Annotated in this window: 16 protein-coding genes and 1 riboswitch; of the genes, 10 read left to right on the plus strand and 6 right to left on the minus strand. The window is 42.2% G+C overall.

Annotation, left to right across the window (positions count from 1 at the left end):
• Positions 1-124 precede the first annotated feature (124 nt).
• A complete protein-coding gene (gene proS / locus LCD34_RS11680) occupies positions 125-1,558 on the minus strand; it encodes a proline--tRNA ligase (RefSeq protein ID WP_099496269.1) in 1,434 nt (477 codons plus the stop codon).
• Between the two features lie 400 nt (positions 1,559-1,958).
• Positions 1,959-2,058: riboswitch (purine riboswitch) on the plus strand.
• 77 nt (positions 2,059-2,135) lie between these two features.
• Between proS and LCD34_RS11685 the strand changes: the two genes are divergently transcribed.
• Positions 2,136-3,308 (plus strand): MFS transporter, encoded by a 1,173-nt coding sequence (locus LCD34_RS11685; RefSeq protein ID WP_224559091.1) that lies wholly within the window; start codon positions 2,136-2,138, stop codon positions 3,306-3,308.
• Between the two features lie 42 nt (positions 3,309-3,350).
• Here the strand turns inward: LCD34_RS11685 and LCD34_RS11690 are convergent, their stop codons facing one another.
• Positions 3,351-3,728: a hotdog domain-containing protein gene (locus LCD34_RS11690; protein ID WP_017358728.1), complete on the minus strand. Its 378-nt coding sequence runs from the start codon at positions 3,726-3,728 to the stop codon at positions 3,351-3,353.
• Positions 3,729-3,865: 137 nt separating this feature from the next.
• On the minus strand, positions 3,866-4,633 hold the full coding sequence (locus tag LCD34_RS11695) for a GNAT family N-acetyltransferase (protein ID WP_224559102.1): 768 nt from the start codon (positions 4,631-4,633) through the stop codon (positions 3,866-3,868).
• Between the two features lie 211 nt (positions 4,634-4,844).
• Here LCD34_RS11695 and LCD34_RS11700 point away from each other — a divergent pair, with 211 nt between their 5' ends.
• From LCD34_RS11700 to LCD34_RS11710, 3 genes are all read left to right on the plus strand, one after another.
• Positions 4,845-5,303, plus strand: coding sequence for a MarR family transcriptional regulator (locus LCD34_RS11700; protein WP_024719151.1), 459 nt, complete (start codon positions 4,845-4,847; stop codon positions 5,301-5,303).
• Positions 5,304-5,650: 347 nt separating this feature from the next.
• Positions 5,651-6,112 carry a DUF523 domain-containing protein gene (locus tag LCD34_RS11705; protein WP_144684460.1) on the plus strand — a complete coding sequence of 154 codons (462 nt, stop codon included), beginning with the start codon at positions 5,651-5,653 and terminating at the stop codon, positions 6,110-6,112.
• Positions 6,113-6,293: 181 nt separating this feature from the next.
• The gene (locus LCD34_RS11710; RefSeq protein WP_008343867.1) at positions 6,294-7,121 is read left to right on the plus strand and encodes an aldo/keto reductase; all 828 of its coding nucleotides are present in this window, start codon (positions 6,294-6,296) and stop codon (positions 7,119-7,121) included.
• A 50-nt stretch (positions 7,122-7,171) separates the two neighbouring features.
• On the opposite strand, the gene LCD34_RS11715 is transcribed toward LCD34_RS11710, so the two are convergent.
• A complete protein-coding gene (locus LCD34_RS11715; protein ID WP_224559105.1) occupies positions 7,172-8,254 on the minus strand; it encodes an iron-containing alcohol dehydrogenase family protein in 1,083 nt (360 codons plus the stop codon).
• A 199-nt stretch (positions 8,255-8,453) separates the two neighbouring features.
• On the opposite strand from LCD34_RS11715, the gene LCD34_RS11720 reads away from it, so the two are divergent.
• Together LCD34_RS11720 and LCD34_RS11725 are read left to right on the plus strand one after the other, a co-directional pair.
• Positions 8,454-9,422, plus strand: a complete 969-nt coding sequence (locus LCD34_RS11720) for a rhodanese-related sulfurtransferase (RefSeq protein WP_007498459.1) — start codon at positions 8,454-8,456, stop codon at positions 9,420-9,422.
• Between the two features lie 343 nt (positions 9,423-9,765).
• Positions 9,766-11,385, plus strand: a complete 1,620-nt coding sequence (locus tag LCD34_RS11725; protein ID WP_008343861.1) for an APC family permease — start codon at positions 9,766-9,768, stop codon at positions 11,383-11,385.
• 33 nt (positions 11,386-11,418) lie between these two features.
• Here LCD34_RS11725 and LCD34_RS11730 read toward each other — a convergent pair whose 3' ends face one another.
• Positions 11,419-11,619: a hypothetical protein gene (locus tag LCD34_RS11730; protein ID WP_024719046.1), complete on the minus strand. Its 201-nt coding sequence runs from the start codon at positions 11,617-11,619 to the stop codon at positions 11,419-11,421.
• Between the two features lie 185 nt (positions 11,620-11,804).
• On the opposite strand from LCD34_RS11730, the gene licT reads away from it, so the two are divergent.
• The 3 genes from licT (at position 11,805) to LCD34_RS11745 (ending at position 16,178) form a co-directional block, all read left to right on the plus strand.
• A complete protein-coding gene (gene licT / locus LCD34_RS11735; protein ID WP_017358738.1) occupies positions 11,805-12,641 on the plus strand; it encodes a BglG family transcription antiterminator LicT in 837 nt (278 codons plus the stop codon).
• A gap of 236 nt (positions 12,642-12,877) precedes the next feature.
• Positions 12,878-14,737: a beta-glucoside-specific PTS transporter subunit IIABC gene (locus tag LCD34_RS11740; RefSeq protein WP_224559107.1), complete on the plus strand. Its 1,860-nt coding sequence runs from the start codon at positions 12,878-12,880 to the stop codon at positions 14,735-14,737.
• Between the two features lie 19 nt (positions 14,738-14,756).
• Positions 14,757-16,178: a glycoside hydrolase family 1 protein gene (locus LCD34_RS11745; protein ID WP_224559109.1), complete on the plus strand. Its 1,422-nt coding sequence runs from the start codon at positions 14,757-14,759 to the stop codon at positions 16,176-16,178.
• Positions 16,179-16,199: 21 nt separating this feature from the next.
• Here the strand turns inward: LCD34_RS11745 and LCD34_RS11750 are convergent, their stop codons facing one another.
• Entirely contained in the window at positions 16,200-16,517 is a 318-nt protein-coding gene (locus LCD34_RS11750) for a hypothetical protein (protein ID WP_035390595.1), read from the minus strand.
• Positions 16,518-16,815: 298 nt separating this feature from the next.
• On the opposite strand from LCD34_RS11750, the gene arr reads away from it, so the two are divergent.
• A complete protein-coding gene (gene arr / locus LCD34_RS11755) occupies positions 16,816-17,232 on the plus strand; it encodes an NAD(+)--rifampin ADP-ribosyltransferase (RefSeq protein ID WP_017358742.1) in 417 nt (138 codons plus the stop codon).
• The last annotated feature ends 28 nt before the right edge of the window (positions 17,233-17,260 follow it).

Here is a 17,260-nt window from a genome sequence, read left to right on the forward strand (position 1 = left end):
ATAGGGGATTGTGTGAATGAGGTCAATGGATATTTGGCTCTTTTTAACAAAAAAGAAGCATCGTATAAGATGCTTCAGTGTGTAGACAAATCCTCGCATTATTTGTAAAAAATTTGAAATATGATTAGTAGGCTTTTGCCCAGAACACCATATCAGAAGCAGGTTTCCCGCAGCAGACACATGTGTCAGAAACGGATTCTTGTTCAAACGGGATACAGCGTGATGTCGCCCCTGTTCTCTCTTTGATGTCGTTTTCACAGTCTTCATCGCCGCACCACATGGCTTTGATCAACCTGTTTTCTTCGGCAAGAAGCTGCTCGATGTCTTCGATTGTGTGGGCGTTTGATGTTTTTTCATGTAATCGTTCTTTTGCTTTTTCGTACATCGTCTGCTGAATGTCTTCAAGCGTGGACGTGATGGCTTGTTCAAGTGCATCTAACGTGATGGCTTGCTTTTCACCTGTGTCTCGTCTTGCGAGCATGACTTGGCCTTTTTCCATATCCTTTGGTCCTACTTCTACACGTAATGGGATGCCCTGCATTTCGCATTCGTTGAATTTCCAGCCAGGCTGTTTATCACTTGCATCGATGTCAGCTCGTGCGATGCGGGCGAGTCGATCCTTTAATTCATAGGCATGATCGAGGACACCTTCTTTATGGGAAGCAATTGGCACAACACGTACTTGGGTTGGCGCAATGTTTGGCGGCAGGACTAGTCCTCTGTCATCGCCATGCACCATGATCATAGCGCCAATGATTCTTGTGGTGAAGCCCCATGATGTTTGCTGGACATGCTCTAATTTTCCTTCTCGATTTAAAAATTCAATGCCAAACGCCTTGGCAAATCCGTTGCCGAAGAAGTGAGAAGTGGCGGTTTGCAGGGCTTTTCCGTCATGCATCAAGCTTTCAACCGTATAGGTGAAGCGGGCGCCAGCGAATTTTTCTTTCTCTGTTTTTCTTCCTTTAATGACAGGGATCGCTAGAAGCTCTTCACAAATAGACGCATAGACATGGAGCATTTTTTCTGTTTCTTCAATCGCTTCTTGCTCAGTCTCGTGACAAGTGTGCCCTTCCTGCCAGAGGAATTCAAGGGTTCTAAGAAATGGACGTGTTGTCTTTTCCCAGCGGACGACATTGGCCCATTGGTTATATAGCTTTGGTAAATCACGATAGGAATGAATGATGTTTTTATAATGCTCGGCGAACAGCACCTCGGATGTTGGTCTGACGCAGAGTCTTTCCTGTAATTCCGAATCACCGCCATGTGTCACCCACGCCACTTCAGGAGCAAAGCCTTCGATATGATCTTTTTCCTGCTGGAGAAGACTTTCTGGGATAAAGAGCGGCATATAGACATTCTCGTGACCCGTTTCTTTGATTTGACGATCAAGTTCGTCGCGAATATTCTCCCAAATTTTAAAACCGTATGGCTGAATAATCATACTGCCTCTAACGCTTGAATAATCGACGAGACGCGCCTTTGTGACAACATCTGTATACCACTGGGCAAAGTCGTCTTCCATGCTTGTAATTTTCTCAACAAATTGTTTCTTTGACATCGTCTTTTTCCTCCTTTTCAAAAAACAAAAAAGCTGTGCTTTAAGTTAGGGACCATTCCTGGTGGTACCACCCTAATTTAAAGCACAGCTTTACACTCGATCATGATAACGGTATGAACCGCTGTATGAAACAGAACTAAATCGGCAGGTTCACTTGAAGATGTCAGTAGGAACTTCTCAGCACCGTTCCCTCTCTGGTAAAGATCAATTCAAGCTACTATTCCAGATCTACGTTGATCCTTGTTCGTTGATTTTTCATCAGTTTACCTGTAAATGGGGGAGAAAGCAAGTTGGTCTGCAAGTTCATTTCATGCCTTTCTAAGGTCGTTTATGTTGCTGAGCCATTGGCAGATATTTTCTATTTTTGCAGCTTGCACGTTATGGAAGGCTATGCTAATATATTTGAAGAAAAAAATAGACTTGTATAACCTCAATAATATGGTTTGAGGGTTTCTACCAGGATCCGATAAATCCTGATTACAAAAGCGCGCTTTCCTTTTTTGTAATCAGGGTTTTTTTGTTTGTCTGCACCCTGTATCAAAAGTGAAAGCTATGATATAGAGAAGGGATGTTAGACATGAACTGGAGAGTTTATTTATTAGCTGTTTCTACTTTTGCGGTTGGATTAGTTGAGCTTGTGGTCGGGGGCATTCTGCCAAGTTTAGCAGAGGATCTCAATGTGTCTCTTGCGACAGCTGGGCAGCTGATCACGGTATTTGCGATTGTGTATGCTATTTCAGCACCGGTGCTACTGACCGTCACAGCCAAAATCGAACGAAAGCGTCTTTATTTAATCGCATTATTGGTCTTTACATTAGGCAATGTATTCACATATTTTAGTTCCACCTTTGCCCTTGTCATGATCTCTAGGGTCTTGATTGCCATGAGTACAGCGCTTGTTGTGGTACTATCATTGACGATTACCGCCAAGCTGGTGGAACCAGCGCATCGAGCGAAAGCATTAGGTCTGATTTTTATTGGGATTAGCTCATCACTTGTTCTCGGTGTACCGATCGGTATTTTTATTACAGAGAGCTTTGGCTGGAGAGTGATATTTTTAGGAATCAGTATTCTGTCAGCCATATCTATGGTACTCATTTATTTTCTATTGGAGAAAATGCCTGTTGAAAAAGTCACGCCGCTTAAAGAACAAATTCGTTCTTTAGGGCATCCGAAAATTTTCAGTGCACATTTGATTAGTTTGTTCATGCTTGCTGGTCATTATATGCTGTATTCTTATTTCACGCCATTTTTGATGGAAGTTCTGCATATGACTCCGTTTTGGATTAGTATTTGTTATTTGGTCTTCGGACTTGCGTCGATTGGCGGGAATGGGTTTGGCGGCTGGCTGAGTGACAAACTAGGATCAGGAAAAGCCATTTTGCTTGTGACCATGGCGTTTGCCATTGTGATGTTTATCCTTCCTTATACAGCGGGAGTGTTTATGCTCTTTATGGTGATGGTTGTCCTATGGGGTGCTCTTAGCTGGGCACTGACACCTGCTTTGCAGAGCTATTTGATTCAAACAGACCCTGTGACATCTGATATTCAGCAAAGTTTAAATACATCCGCTTTGCAAATTGGGATTTCCATTGGATCAGCAGTGGGTGGCGTCATGTTTACAATGACCGGTTCATCTGTTGATTTGGCTAAATTCGGTGCTGTTTTTGTGCTGATTGCCTTTAGCTGTGCAGTGATTTCATTAAAGAGACCGCCGCTTTATATGGATCGTCAGCATCATGCTGAATAGAAGAGAATTAGATCGTTTAGCTGCCTCATCATAGGCAGCTTTTTATTTTTTGAAAACCACACCTTCACTTTTACCAGTAATGACTTCTTCTCCATGCTGATTGATATACCGGGAAAAAAGGTGGACACGATGGTATTTTTCAAGGGGTTCTACCTTGGTGACGGCCATCTGACAGGTAATGGTGTCACCTGTATAAACAGGGCGTATGAAGGTACATGTCATCTCTTGACCGATAAAATGAAACTGCCCGCCAAGCTTCGTGGCTAGACTTGCTGTGAGAAAGCCGTGTACCATAAGCCTGCCTTGATCATCTAGCTCGGTATGGTGTTTGCCAAGATCACCTGTCATCTCGCCAAATTTGATCACATCTTCATGCGTATAGGTTTTGCTTGTTTGAAATTGATCGCCTGGTCGAACCATCTGTTCTTCAGCTCCTTTTTTTAAATGTACCAAAGGAGTGAATGAATGTACATTCATTTTTGTGGTGAGATGTTAGAGGCAAAGAAGAGACAGGATGCCTTTCTTTGCCTTTGATACCTCAGAAAAAATGTCATCTTCTATTCAAAAATAACCATTTCTCCAATTGGATGAAATCCGGCACGCTGATAGATATGTTTGCCGTCATTTGAGGCTTGTAACATCACACACTTTTGTTTGTTATCTGTCTGGGTCAGAAGGTAATGAAACATGTCGCTGCCAAGTCCTCTTCCGCGGTGTTCTGCCTTTGTGATGACATCATAAATACCGTAGCTGTCTGCTGTTTCAATCAATAAGCCCGTTGTGACCGGTTTGTTGAGTTCATATCCAACGAACATGCGGGTACTCGGGTGTAATCGTTCAATCGAAAAGCACTGGAAATAGCTGTTTAAAGCGATTGCCTCAGGTGATCCTTCGAAAAGTTCGATAAATAAATGTTGATAATCGAGAAAGGTTTGATCGTCAGTCACTTCCTTGATCGTAAGCGATTGAGAGGTCCTTTGATCGATGTCGTTTGTATGTTCAAGCATCATGATGGTATTGCGTTCCACTTCTTGAAGCCCATATTTCTGCATGATATTCGACCAATCGGGGTGGAGCAGGCTTTGAGTGATCCATGTGCTGAATGATAGCTGCTGTTGCTGCATTTGTTCGATGACAGCTTCCACTTTTTGTTGATCTTGTATGTGCGCTGAAATCGGTAATAATAAATTGAACGTGTCAGTTGATATATGCGTGTTTGATAGAACGAAATCTTCCGTTGATAGGAACGATCCGTTGACAACAGAAGAAAACAAATTTATTTTTTCTTCTAACTGGCGAATGGCCATTTGCTGCTCTGTTTTCATTCTCTCACCTTCTTTTTTTGATTGAGGGGTACCTATCTATCATAAATGATAGCAAAGAAAAGGAAATTGTGTCGTCTCTTGCAATCTAGTAAAAAAGTTCTTTTATTTATCAGGTCTGATGACCCATTCTTTTCCTCATCCCCACATTTCTTTTGACTCCTTTATTGATTATTAGTACCATTTTATTAACCAGTTAAGAGTGGAGGTTCAGATGGAAACAAACGAGCAGATTGTCTTAAAAGCGATTCAAGATTTGATTATGCATAGGGAAAAGAAACGGAACGATCCAACAGATCCACTGATTACCACGACTGATACACTCAAGCAAGATTGGACACTTACACAGCTTCATATTTTATCTATGATTCAAGCAAACCCTAATGAATCCAATAATACATTTCTTTCACAACAACTAAAACTATCAAAACCAGCTATTACAAAGGCTGTGAAAAAGCTCATCGAAAAAGGCATGGTCGACTATTGCCACCGGCAAGGTGACAAGAAATCCGTCTATTATTCACTCACAGAGGAAGGCACACAGCTTGCGGCACTGCATGATGAGCTTCATGAACAGGCAGTCTCCTCCTACTTAGAATTCCTCCATGAATTTAATGAAGACGAACTACAGGTTATCGAGCGCTTCTTAAAGGCTTGGAAGGAAAAGATATAAATAACTGACCGAAAGCTTTCTATAAACTAGATGCTTTCGGTTTTTTATGGTAAAATTAACATATATTGACGTTATTCGTGAGGATGATTGAGGGAGGGAACCGTGTTGGTGGAAGAGATGATGGGAAATTTCAAAAAATATGTATTTATCATGCCGTTCGTTGGATTGTTTGTCAGCTTGCTATTATTTGTTTATTTTTTTGGGATCACAGGAGTTGAAGGGTCCATGTGGGCGGCTGTTTTGTATTGTGCTCTGCCCTTTTTGATCAACGCGATACTCTGTTTGCCTTTATGGATTTATTTTAAAGTCAGCAAAAAACGTTCAATACATAGAAATGAGGAACATACATGATCGTTGTCAGCGCTTGTCTTGCGGGATTAAAGGTCCGTTATAATGGCAGCCATCGATTAGATCAACGTATCGAGGAGCTTGTGCAGGAAGGAAAGGCGGTAACAGTTTGCCCTGAGCTGCTTGGCGGTTTCTCAACACCAAGACCTCCCGCAGAAATTATTGGTGGAGATGGTCATGATGTCTTACGGGGGCAGGCTGCTGTTGTTGATGTTCATGGAACAGATGTGACAGAGATGTATGTAAATGGTGCACAAGCCACGCTTAAGCAGGCTCAGACTCTTGGCGCAACATCCGTCGTGTTAAAAGAGTACAGTCCTTCTTGCGGAAGCCGGATGATCTATCGGGGAGAGTTTAACGGGAAGACAAAGGCTGGGGACGGTGTGACGTCTGCCTTGCTGAAACAGCATGGGATTCAAGTATTCTCTGAGGAGGATGATTGGACCTCACTGTTTGTATAGGGATAAGTAGAAATCTATTTAATATAAAAACAAATATATTCACATAAAAATTTTGTGTTGTTAGTATGGGACAAAATGAAATTAGGTCATAGTAGCCCTTGCATGGTCTATTTTCATGCATGATCTTTCGCACATTCGGGTATAGTGCATGGTAAGCAAAAATGAAGCGGAGGTTTGTTTGATGAGTGGATTAACAGATACAGTCACATTAGCAAACGGAGTGAAAATGCCGAAGCTTGGCTTTGGTGTATGGCAAGTAAAAGATGGGGATGAGGCTGTAAATGCAGTCAAAGACGCACTTGAAGCGGGCTATCGCAGTATAGATACAGCAGCGGCCTATCAAAATGAAGAAGGTGTTGGCAAAGCCATTCAGCAATCAGGCATCTCTCGCGATGATCTGTTCATTACGACAAAAGTGTGGAATAGTGATCAAGGATATGAGTCAACGCTTGAAGCCTTTGAAACGAGTATGAACAAACTAGGTCTGGATGTATTGGATCTTTATTTAATCCATTGGCCGGTTGAAGGCAAATATAAAGAAACGTGGAAGGCGCTAGAAAAGCTTTATAAGGATGGCCGCGTGAAAGCCATTGGCGTGTGTAACTTCCATCAGCACCATCTAGAAGATTTATTAGAAGAGGCAGAAGTGGTGCCAATGGTCAATCAAATTGAACTGCATCCGAAGCTGACGCAAGAGCCTTTACGTGACTACTGCAAGGCAAAAGGCATTCATGTAGAAGCATGGTCGCCATTAGGCAGCGGGAAACTTCTTAACCATCCGGTGCTTCAAGATATTGCAAAAAAACATGAGAAGTCAGTAGCGCAAGTCATTCTTCGCTGGGACTTGCAGCATGGCATTATCACCATTCCGAAATCGGTGACGAAGAGCCGAATCATCGAAAACACAAACGTATTTGATTTCGAGTTGTCCGCCCATGAAATGAGTGTCATTGATCAGCTCAATGAAGATGAGCGCACGGGTCCAGACCCAGATAACTTCGATTTTTAATAAAAAGAAAGCACGGGCGGGATGCCTGTGCTTTTTATTTGCCCCTATGTTCAGACCGTCTTTTGAGGCTGATAGGTCTCAATGATTTGAATGGCGTCGACAATTTGCTCTTTCGTATAGTCTCCAATCAAACAAAAGGTTTCATCTTTACGTGCAGCACGGTTTGCCACTGTATGTGCTGCTTCCTCTAGCTGAGCTGTGATGCCAAGCTCACGCATCGTTCTAGGTAATCCGAGTGATTGATAAAGCTCAAGTAATTCTTCTACTTCCGTCATACGGTTTTCTGCGGCAAGCTGAACGAGAATGCCATAGGCCACTTTTTGTCCATGTAACACATGATGTGTTTCATCAATAAATGTTAATCCATTATGAACGGCATGGGCTCCTGCCATTCTGCCATAACGTCCTCCATAGCCGCCGACTGTTCCGGCTAACGTAATGATCGTATCTGTTACATCTGCAAAGGCTTGAGAAAGCTGACCTGTTTTTAAGCTGCTAACGGCTTCTTCACTATGAGTCAGAAGAATGTCACGAACGTACACAGCCTGCTTTAATGCAGCATGTACCATGAGCGGCAAGGTGCCTTTTGTGTTACGAATAATGGCTTCCGCTTCATACCATTTTGCCAGTGTATCCCCAATTCCGCTTTGGAGGTAGGAAAGAGGAGATGAAAGCAAAAAAGTATGATCAATTAACGTGAGATAGCTGGACCGCTTATGATAGTCGACCCCCATAAAATTTCCCTTGTCATCATAAATGACGCTGAGCGGTGTAGAAGCCGCACATGTCCCAGGAATCGTCGGCACCATGATCACTTCAATTTGGAGAGCGTCGGCAACAGACTTCGCTGTATCTAAAATCGTGCCACCACCGATCCCGATGATCACGTCTGAACTCTTGAGTTCTTCCGCAATTCGTGTGATCGCATTTGGTGAACTGTAACCTTTATGCTGAACAACAGGCCACTCGGATGGAAGCTTTGTGTACTGTGAAAAGGCTTGATATGAGTCATATCCTGTCACTATAGCTGGTGACTGAAAGGGAGTAACAAGTGACTCGATTTCATGATAAATCCCCTTTTGAGAAATAAACTGGTTAGGACCGCTTCTGACGATCTCTTCTGGCTGGATCATGGACTTATGCTCCTTTACAAAATCATATAGTTCTTAAATCATCTCATTTTACAGAAAGTTCTGTCAAATAATCGGACAATATGAGACCATAGACCCTTCCGTTTTATGGAATTGAACTGCTGACATTGCCTTAAGGTATGTATTTCCTGTATGATATAAAATGGTATGTTTTGATTAAATTTAAGAGGTGTTTATATATATGGAAAAACAATATCGTGTATTACTTTACTATCAATATGTCCCCATTGAGGATCCAGAAACGTTTACAGCAGAGCATCTAGCATTCTGTAAGGAACTTGGTTTGTTAGGTCGTATTCTTGTTTCATCTGAAGGCATAAACGGAACCGTTTCTGGTACCATCGAGCAAACGGACAAGTACATGCAAGCATTGAAAGAAGATCCACGCTTTGCGTCCATGCCAATTAAAATTGACGAAGCGGATGGTCATGCGTTTAAGAAAATGCACGTCCGCCACCGTAATGAATTGGTGAATTTAAGTCTTGAAGATGATGTGAATCCGCTAGAATTAACGGGGAAACATCTCAGTCCAGTTGAATTTTATGAGCAAATGCAATCACCTGATACGGTCGTGATTGATGCACGTAATGATTATGAGTTTGATGTCGGTCACTTCAGAGGTGCTGTGCGCCCTGACATTGAGACATTCCGTGAATTACCTGAGTGGATTCGTGACAACAAAGAGATTCTTGAAGGGAAAAAAATTCTGACGTATTGCACAGGCGGCGTACGCTGTGAGAAATTCTCAGGATGGTTAAAGCGTGAAGGCTTTGAAGATGTATCCCAGCTTGACGGTGGAATTGTCACGTACGGAAAAGACCCAGAAGTTCAAGGAAAGCTATGGGACGGTCAATGTTATGTGTTTGATAACCGCCTAACGGTTCCAGTCAATCAAACAGAGCACGTCGTGGTAGGAAAAGATTTCTTCACTGGCGAACCTTGCGAGCGTTATGTGAACTGTGCGAACCCTGCATGTAACCGCAAAATGATTGCAACAGAAGAAAGTGAGCATAAATATATGCGCAGCTGCAGCCATGAATGCCGCACAAGCGAACGTAACCTTTATGTGAAACAGCACAATTTATCTGAGGAAGAAGTTCAAGAAAGACTAGCTGTCATTGAAAAAGAACAAGCAATCTCACAAGGATAAGAGGGTTTCCCTTTTATCCTTTTTTCTTTGGATGATATGTGTTCAGAGGGAAGAGGAAGTCATTTCCTCTTTCTTTTTTGTTTTGTTTTTTTCAAAATAAGGGTAAAGGTAGTTAATCAGTCTAATAGATTGAACAGTTGAAAAAGCGCTTTCTTTTGAAATAAGCATGTTCGACTATTTCAGAAAATGGAGAATTGAGAGATAATATAACAGGCAAAAAAATGAACAAAGATAAAAGTTCAGATCAGAAAGTATTTGCCAATGGAATGAAAGGTGAGCTGCTATAAAAGAAAGGCGCTTGCTCGACACATGCTCTGTATTTTAATCGAAAGGTGTTATGAACATGAATCATTTGCATCGTAGGATGGGAACTTTCGCTTTAATGATGGTAGGTCTTGGCTCAATCATTGGTTCAGGATGGCTCTTTGGTGCGTGGCGGGCTGCTCAAATCGCCGGCCCTGCTGCTATTTTGTCATGGTTGATCGGGATGGTTGTTATTTTATTTATCGCATTGTCTTATAGTGAACTCGGGTCGATGTTTCCAGAGGCAGGCGGAATGGTCAAATATACGCAATATTCACACGGCTCTTTTATTGGATTTATCGCCGCTTGGGCAAACTGGATTGCGATTGTCTCAGTGATTCCTGTTGAGGCAGTGGCTTCCGTTCAATACATGAGCTCATGGCCTTGGGAGTGGGCAAAGTGGACAAGCCATTTGGTCACAAAAGGGGTTTTGACGACTGAGGGGCTCATGGTGGCAAGTGTGCTGCTGGTGATTTATTTTCTGCTCAATTATTGGACAGTTGGGTTGTTTTCAAAGGCGAATACATTCATTACGATTTTTAAAATCGTCATTCCAGGATTAACAATTGGTGCGCTCTTATTCGTAGGTTTTCATAGTGAGAATTTTACTTCTGGAACAAGTATTGCGCCGAACGGCTGGGCGAGTGTGCTCACAGCTGTGGCAACATCGGGGATTGTGTTTGCTTTTAATGGCTTCCAAAGCCCGATTAATATGGCAGGAGAAGCGAAAAATCCAGGGCGTTCGATTCCAATCGCCATTGTTGGATCGATTTTGATTGCAACGGTCATTTATGTGCTGCTGCAAATCGCTTTTATTGGCGCTGTCGATCCATCAATGATTGTGAATGGCTGGGGGCATTTGAATTTCAACTCGCCATTTGCTGACCTTGCCATTGCGCTAGGGATTAACTGGCTTGTCCTTATTTTATATGCAGATGCGTTCGTTTCTCCTTCTGGCACAGGGATTACGTATACGGCGACGACGTCTCGTATGATTTATGGGATGGAAAAAAACAAGTACATGCCGAGTGTACTTGGCCGTCTGCACCCAATTTACGGTGTGCCTCGTCCAGCGATGTTTTTTAACTTAGGCGTATCGTTTATCTTTCTGTTTTTGTTTAGAGGCTGGGGGGTTCTCGCTGAAATTATTTCTGTGGCGACCCTGATTTCCTATTTGACAGGACCTGTGACAGTGATGACGCTGAGAAAGACGGGCACAGATTTATATCGTCCACTGCGAATTAAAGGACTCAGCATCATTGCCCCGCTTGGTTTTGTCTTTGCATCATTGACACTGTACTGGGCGAGATGGCCGCTGACGGGTCAGGTGCTGTTCATTATTCTCATCGGTCTGCCAATCTATTTTTACTATCAAGCAAAAGCGAAGTGGAAGGGCTTTGGCCGTCACTTTAAAGCAGGTGCTTGGATGGTTGTGTATTTGCTTGTGATGATGACGATTTCTTGTCTAGGTAGTGATAAATTTGGCGGGTATAACGTCATTCATTATGGCTGGGATATGGCGCTCATTGCAGTTGTGGCGTTGTTATTTTATATGTGGGCACTCAAAAGTGGATTTGAAACAGAGTTTTTAGAAGATGCGAAAAAAATCAATGATGAACTGCGTGCTTCTCAGAAAGAAGCCGCCTCATCTAAGGAATAACGGAAGGGCTGCCTAAATACTGAGGGCAGCCTTTTATTTGGATGAGTGATGCATGACATGCTGCTTTAGCCAAGTGGTAACGCCGTGTAGAACGGTGGCTGTCACAAGACAGATAAGCGCATATCTCCATAGCTGATCTAAGCCTTGTCCACTAAGCCAAAAAACAATACCTAGAATAAAGAGAGTCAGAATGAACATGAATAAAAAAGATGCTGACCAGAAAAAAGCCTTCATCGAAGGTCACCTCCTCGGGGTATTGTATGCAGGCCGAGGGAGGATCAGACCAGCAAGAAAGAAGGGGAAATATCGTGAAATCTATTTCAAAAGTCAGATAAAAACGCCAAGTGATTTGACAGTTGTGTTAAGATGAGAGCATATTTTGAGTGTAGATGGCTGGTTATAGACGGAGGTGTTTGGAGATGCAGATTCAAAAGGTTCTAAACAATAATGTCATTAGTGTGATAGATGAACAAGGAAAAGAAATCGTCGTCATGGGCAGAGGCATCGCTTTTCAAAGACGTCCCGGAGACCCGGTGGACGAGGCGTTAATTGATAAAGTGTTCCGCCTAGAGGATCATTCCGTACATGAGCGAATGAAAATGCTGCTTCAAGAGGTTCCGTATGATGTCGTCAAGGTGACCGAGGAAATGATCCAATACGCACATACAAAGCTGAACCGAAGATTAAACGAAAGTCTGCATGTATCGCTGGCAGACCATATTCATTACGCCATCGAACGATTAAAGAAAAACCACTTGATTGAGAATTCACTGATTTGGGAGATTAAACGTTTATACAAAGATGAGTTTCTCGTGGCGAAGGAATGCCTTGAGATGATTGAAGATCGTCTTCATATTGAACTGCCTGAAGATGAAGCGGGCTTTATTGCCATGCATATTATTAATGCAGAGCTCAATGAAGACATGAATACAACAGTCAATATCACGAAAGAAGTGAATGCCATACTGACCATTGTGAAATATCATCTGAACATGGAATTTGATGAAGACTCGCTCAACTTTTATCGTTTTCTCACACATTTACGCTTTTTCGTACAGCGTCTCATCAACGAAACGTTACTCGTCAGTGAAGATCAAGATTTATATCAGCTGATTAAAGTAAAATATCCGAAGGCGTACGATTGCGCAAAGAAAATCGCGGAATATGTGTATCAAACGTATCATCGCGACCTGACATCAGAGGAGATGCTCTATCTATCGATTCATTTGAATCGACTCATCAAACGAGAAAAATAAAGATAGAATTTTAAAAGAAAGCGTTGACATCATAAAAAGTGAGTGGTACTATTTGCTCATAAACATAAAAGAATACGGTTTCACAATGATCGTCTTAGAGGATTGTGACTGTTCGGCAGGCAAAACCTAAACGTTCACTGAAAAAGCGCAATAGCAAGTTGCGACTATTTTTGGTGCCCGTTTAGGTTTTTATTTTGCCTAAAAACGTATTTTTTTGAAAAAAAGGGGGTTTTTGTATGAGTCATCGTCAATTAGCAGAAGACATTATCAAACATATCGGGACAGAGAAAAATGTTCATTCATTGGTTCACTGTGCCACAAGACTTCGCTTCACATTAAATGACAGATCAAAAGCAGATAAAGCGGCCATTGAAAAATTAAATGGTGTGGTGACTGTCATGGAAAGCGGCGGCCAATTTCAGGTGGTCATTGGCAACACCGTACCAGAGGTATATCGAGAGATTGGGGAGTTTACGAATCTATTAGAGGATTCCACTTCTTCATCTGCTAGATCAAGTGAAGAAAGTACAAGTCTTTTTGGAAAATTCGTCGACATTGTTTCTGGAATTTTCACACCGCTTCTAGGTGTCATGGCGGGTGCCGGTATTTTAAAAGGACTTCTAGGCATCTGTATCAATGCAAAATGGTTATCTCCTGAAGATACGTCGTATCAAATTTTATTTGCCTCATCAGACAGCTTGTTCTACTTCTTGCCGCTGCTGCTCGCATTCACTTCTGCTAGGAAGTTTAAAGCGAATCCATTTGTCGCTGTGACGATTGCAGGTGCACTGATCTACCCGACTATTCAAGAGCTCACAAAAGGCGGCGGAGATGTGTCGTTTTTCGGCATTCCGGTTGTCTTAATGTCTTATACATCAACGGTTATCCCGATTATTTTGGCAGTGTTTGTGATGGGATATATCGAACGTTTCTTTAACAAAGTCATTCATGAAAGTGTGAAAAACTTTATTACACCACTGATTTTACTGGTCACGGTCGTTCCACTGACACTGATCGTATTTGGACCATTTGGTGTGTATGCAGGGAACGGAATTGCAGCCGTCCTGCTGAAAGTATTCTCCTTTAGCCCTACACTTGCCGGTGCTTTAATTGCGATGGCATGGCAGGTTCTTGTCATCTTCGGTATCCATTGGGGGCTTGTGCCAGTCATTTTAAATAATATTGCGGTTCATGGAAAAGATCATATTAAGCCGGCCACTGCGCCAGCTGTATTTTCACAAGCCGGTGCTTCAATCGGTGTTATGCTGAAAACAAAGAACAAAAAGCTGAAATCATTAGCTGGATCGACAGCGGTTTCTGCTGTATTTGGAATTACAGAACCTGCTGTATACGGCGTCACACTTCGTTTGAAAAAACCATTTATTGCAGCGGTTATCTCTGCCGGTGTCGGTGGTGCCATTATCGGTTATTCACAAAGTATTGCGATCGCGTCAGGTCTTCCGAGTTTACTGACACTTCCGATCTTCTACGGTCAAGGGTTTACAGGATTCTTAATCGGAATTTCCGTTTCATTTGTCCTTTCAATCGTCTTAACCTATTTGATTGGATTCAAAGATCCTGTGGATGAAGAAGATGCTCCTGCAGCTAGTTCTGCACCAGCATCTGAAAATGAACATGGTGTCAAAGCAGCTCATGTGAAAAGTCCTTTATCTGGCGAAGTCATCAAGCTAGAAGAGGTGCAGGATAAAGCCTTCTCATCTGGCGCATTAGGTAAGGGCGCAGCCATTATCCCGTCAGAAGGCAAGCTGTTTGCACCAGTAACTGGGGTCGTGACAACGGTATTCCCAACAGGACATGCATACGGTCTCACCTCTGAAAGCGGAGCAGAAGTACTTATTCATATTGGACTGGATACTGTACAACTTGGGGGCCGTCATTTTACGCCGAAGGTTGAGCAGGGCCAAACGATTACAGAAGGTGAACTGCTTGCGGAGTTTGATATTGAGGCCATTCAAGCAGCAGGTCTTTCTGTCACAACACCTGTGATTATTACCAATTCCGGTGAATTTAGCGATATCATTGAGACAGAAGAAAAACAAGTGACACCAGGACAATCATTTTTACACTTAGTTTAAGAAAAGGGAGGACATAATCATGAGATATTCAACACTAGCACCATTTCCAAAAGACTTTTTCTGGGGCGGATCGACTTCCGCCTATCAAGTAGAAGGTGCGTGGAACGAGGATGGCAAGGGACCTTCAGTCATTGATATGAGAGAAAGCTATCCTGAAGGAACAACTGATTTTAAGGTAGCCAGCGATCACTATCATCGATATAAAGAAGACGTGAAGATGTTTGCAGAAATGGGCTTGAAGGCTTATCGTTTCTCCATTGCATGGACACGTATCATTCCAAATGGAGATGGGGAGATCAATCAAAAGGGAATTGAATTCTACCATTCTCTCATTGATGAATTGCGACGCTATGACATTGAACCAATTGTGACGATGTATCACTTTGATTTACCTCATGCGCTTCAAGTGAAAGGCGGCTGGTCAAATCGTTCAACAGTCGATGCGTTTGAACGTTATGCGGAAGTTTTGTTCCAAGAGTATGGTGAGAAGGTAAAATATTGGCTGACGATTAATGAACAAAACATGATGATCTTACATGGATCAGCTCTAGGTACACTGGATCCAAATTTAGAAAATCCGAAAAAAGAACTATATCAGCAGAACCACCATATGCTTGTGGCACAGGCGAAAGCCATGACGCTTTGTCATCGTTTGCTGCCTGAGGCGAAAATCGGACCAGCGCCAAACATCGCCCTTATTTACCCGGCATCTCCAAAACCTGAGGATATCATTGCTGCGGCTAATTACAATGCGATCCGCAACTGGCTATATCTTGATATGGCGGTATTCGGTCGTTATAACAACCTTGCATGGGCATACATGAAGGAAAAAGACATTCTTCCTGTGATTGAAGAGGGAGATATGGATATTTTGAAAAGTGCAAAACCAGACTTCATTGCCTTTAACTACTACACATCTCAAACGGTTGAAGCGAGTAAAGGAGATGGCAATGATGAATTTGCCCGCGGCGGAGATCAGCATTTAAAATCTGGTGAAGATGGCGTCTACAAAGGCGGGAACAACCCGTTCTTAAGTAAAAATGCATTTGGCTGGGAGATTGACCCTACCGGTTTCCGATCAACGATGCGTGAGATTTACGATCGCTATCAGCTGCCTCTTATTATTACGGAAAACGGGCTAGGCGCTTTTGACAAGTTAGAAGAGGATGGATCGATTCAGGATGATTACCGAATTGATTATTTAGAAAAACATATTGAACAAATCAAATGGGCGATCACTGACGGTGTTGAGGTATTCGGGTACTGCCCATGGTCAGCCATCGACTTAATCAGTACACACCAAGGTTGCTCAAAACGCTACGGTTTTATCTACGTCAACCGTGATGAATTTGACCTAAAAGACCTCAAAAGAATTCGGAAAAAGAGCTCTTATTGGTATGAAACATTGATCGAGCAAAATGGAGAGAACATCGGGAAGTAACAATTTCACACTAAAAAACCCCTAATTTTTAGGGGTTTTTTTCTCTTCATGACTTGTAACTATATCAACTGGATGTATCAAGTTTTCATCATCATTATCCTCATCAGTGTAAGGCATAATAAGTGAATCCAACTCTTCTTTATCATCAACTAAAGCAACGTAAGTTGTATAATCCTCTAAATCTGATGGAAACAATTCAGCTTGACCAACATTACTTTTCAATGCTTGGTCAATAGCACTCTTTAATTCAATTAAACCCTCACGATTACCAATAATATAAGAATCCATATGCCAACTTTTTTGTGCATATATATGGCAAATCTTATCTCTATCTTTCATTATCTCATTACACCCTTCCTGAAGAATTTAATTGATTATGTGCCAACACGCCAACCACATAAAACGTCAAACGTCTCTTTGGCTTTTATGGCGTCTAACAGCTTTTTATCTCTTTCAAGAAGAATGCTTTGTATGTATGTATGCTTGCTGTTTTTTCAACTTGCTGGAGTTTACCGATCACATCTTACTCTCTACTATCATTATACCCCGAATTTAATCTCATTTATAGACTGTTTTCCGCCCGCATCAGGCCGTATACTGTTATACGCAAGTCAAAAACGATAAGGGATGTGGCTGTATGAATGACAAGAAAGATGTTTTAGATCCTGGGCCGTTTTTTCATGGGACGAAAGCAGAATTGAAGATTGGGGACCTGCTTGAACCGTTGCATTTATCCAATTATCAGGATAAACAATCGAACCACATCTATTTTACTGGAACATTAAACGCAGCCAAATGGGGAGCTGAATTAGCCCGGTCTGATTCCAAAGAGAGAATTTATGTTGTAGAACCGACAGGCGAGTTTGAAGATGATCCGAATTTGACGGATCAAAAGTTTCCAGGGAATCCGACCCGTTCTTATCGATCGACATCCCCTTTGAAAATTGTCGCAGAATTAGGCGCTTGGGAAAGACACTCCAATGAAGAAATTAATCATATGCTGACGTCGTTAAAAAAGTTAAGGGAAGAAGGAAAAAATGTCATATACGATTGATTCGTATGTAAGGAATAGATGAATAAAA

Origin of the sequence: Bacillus sp. RAR_M1_44, assembly GCF_020165935.1 — a bacterium.
Lineage (GTDB): Bacteria > Bacillota > Bacilli > Bacillales > Bacillaceae > Bacillus > Bacillus altitudinis.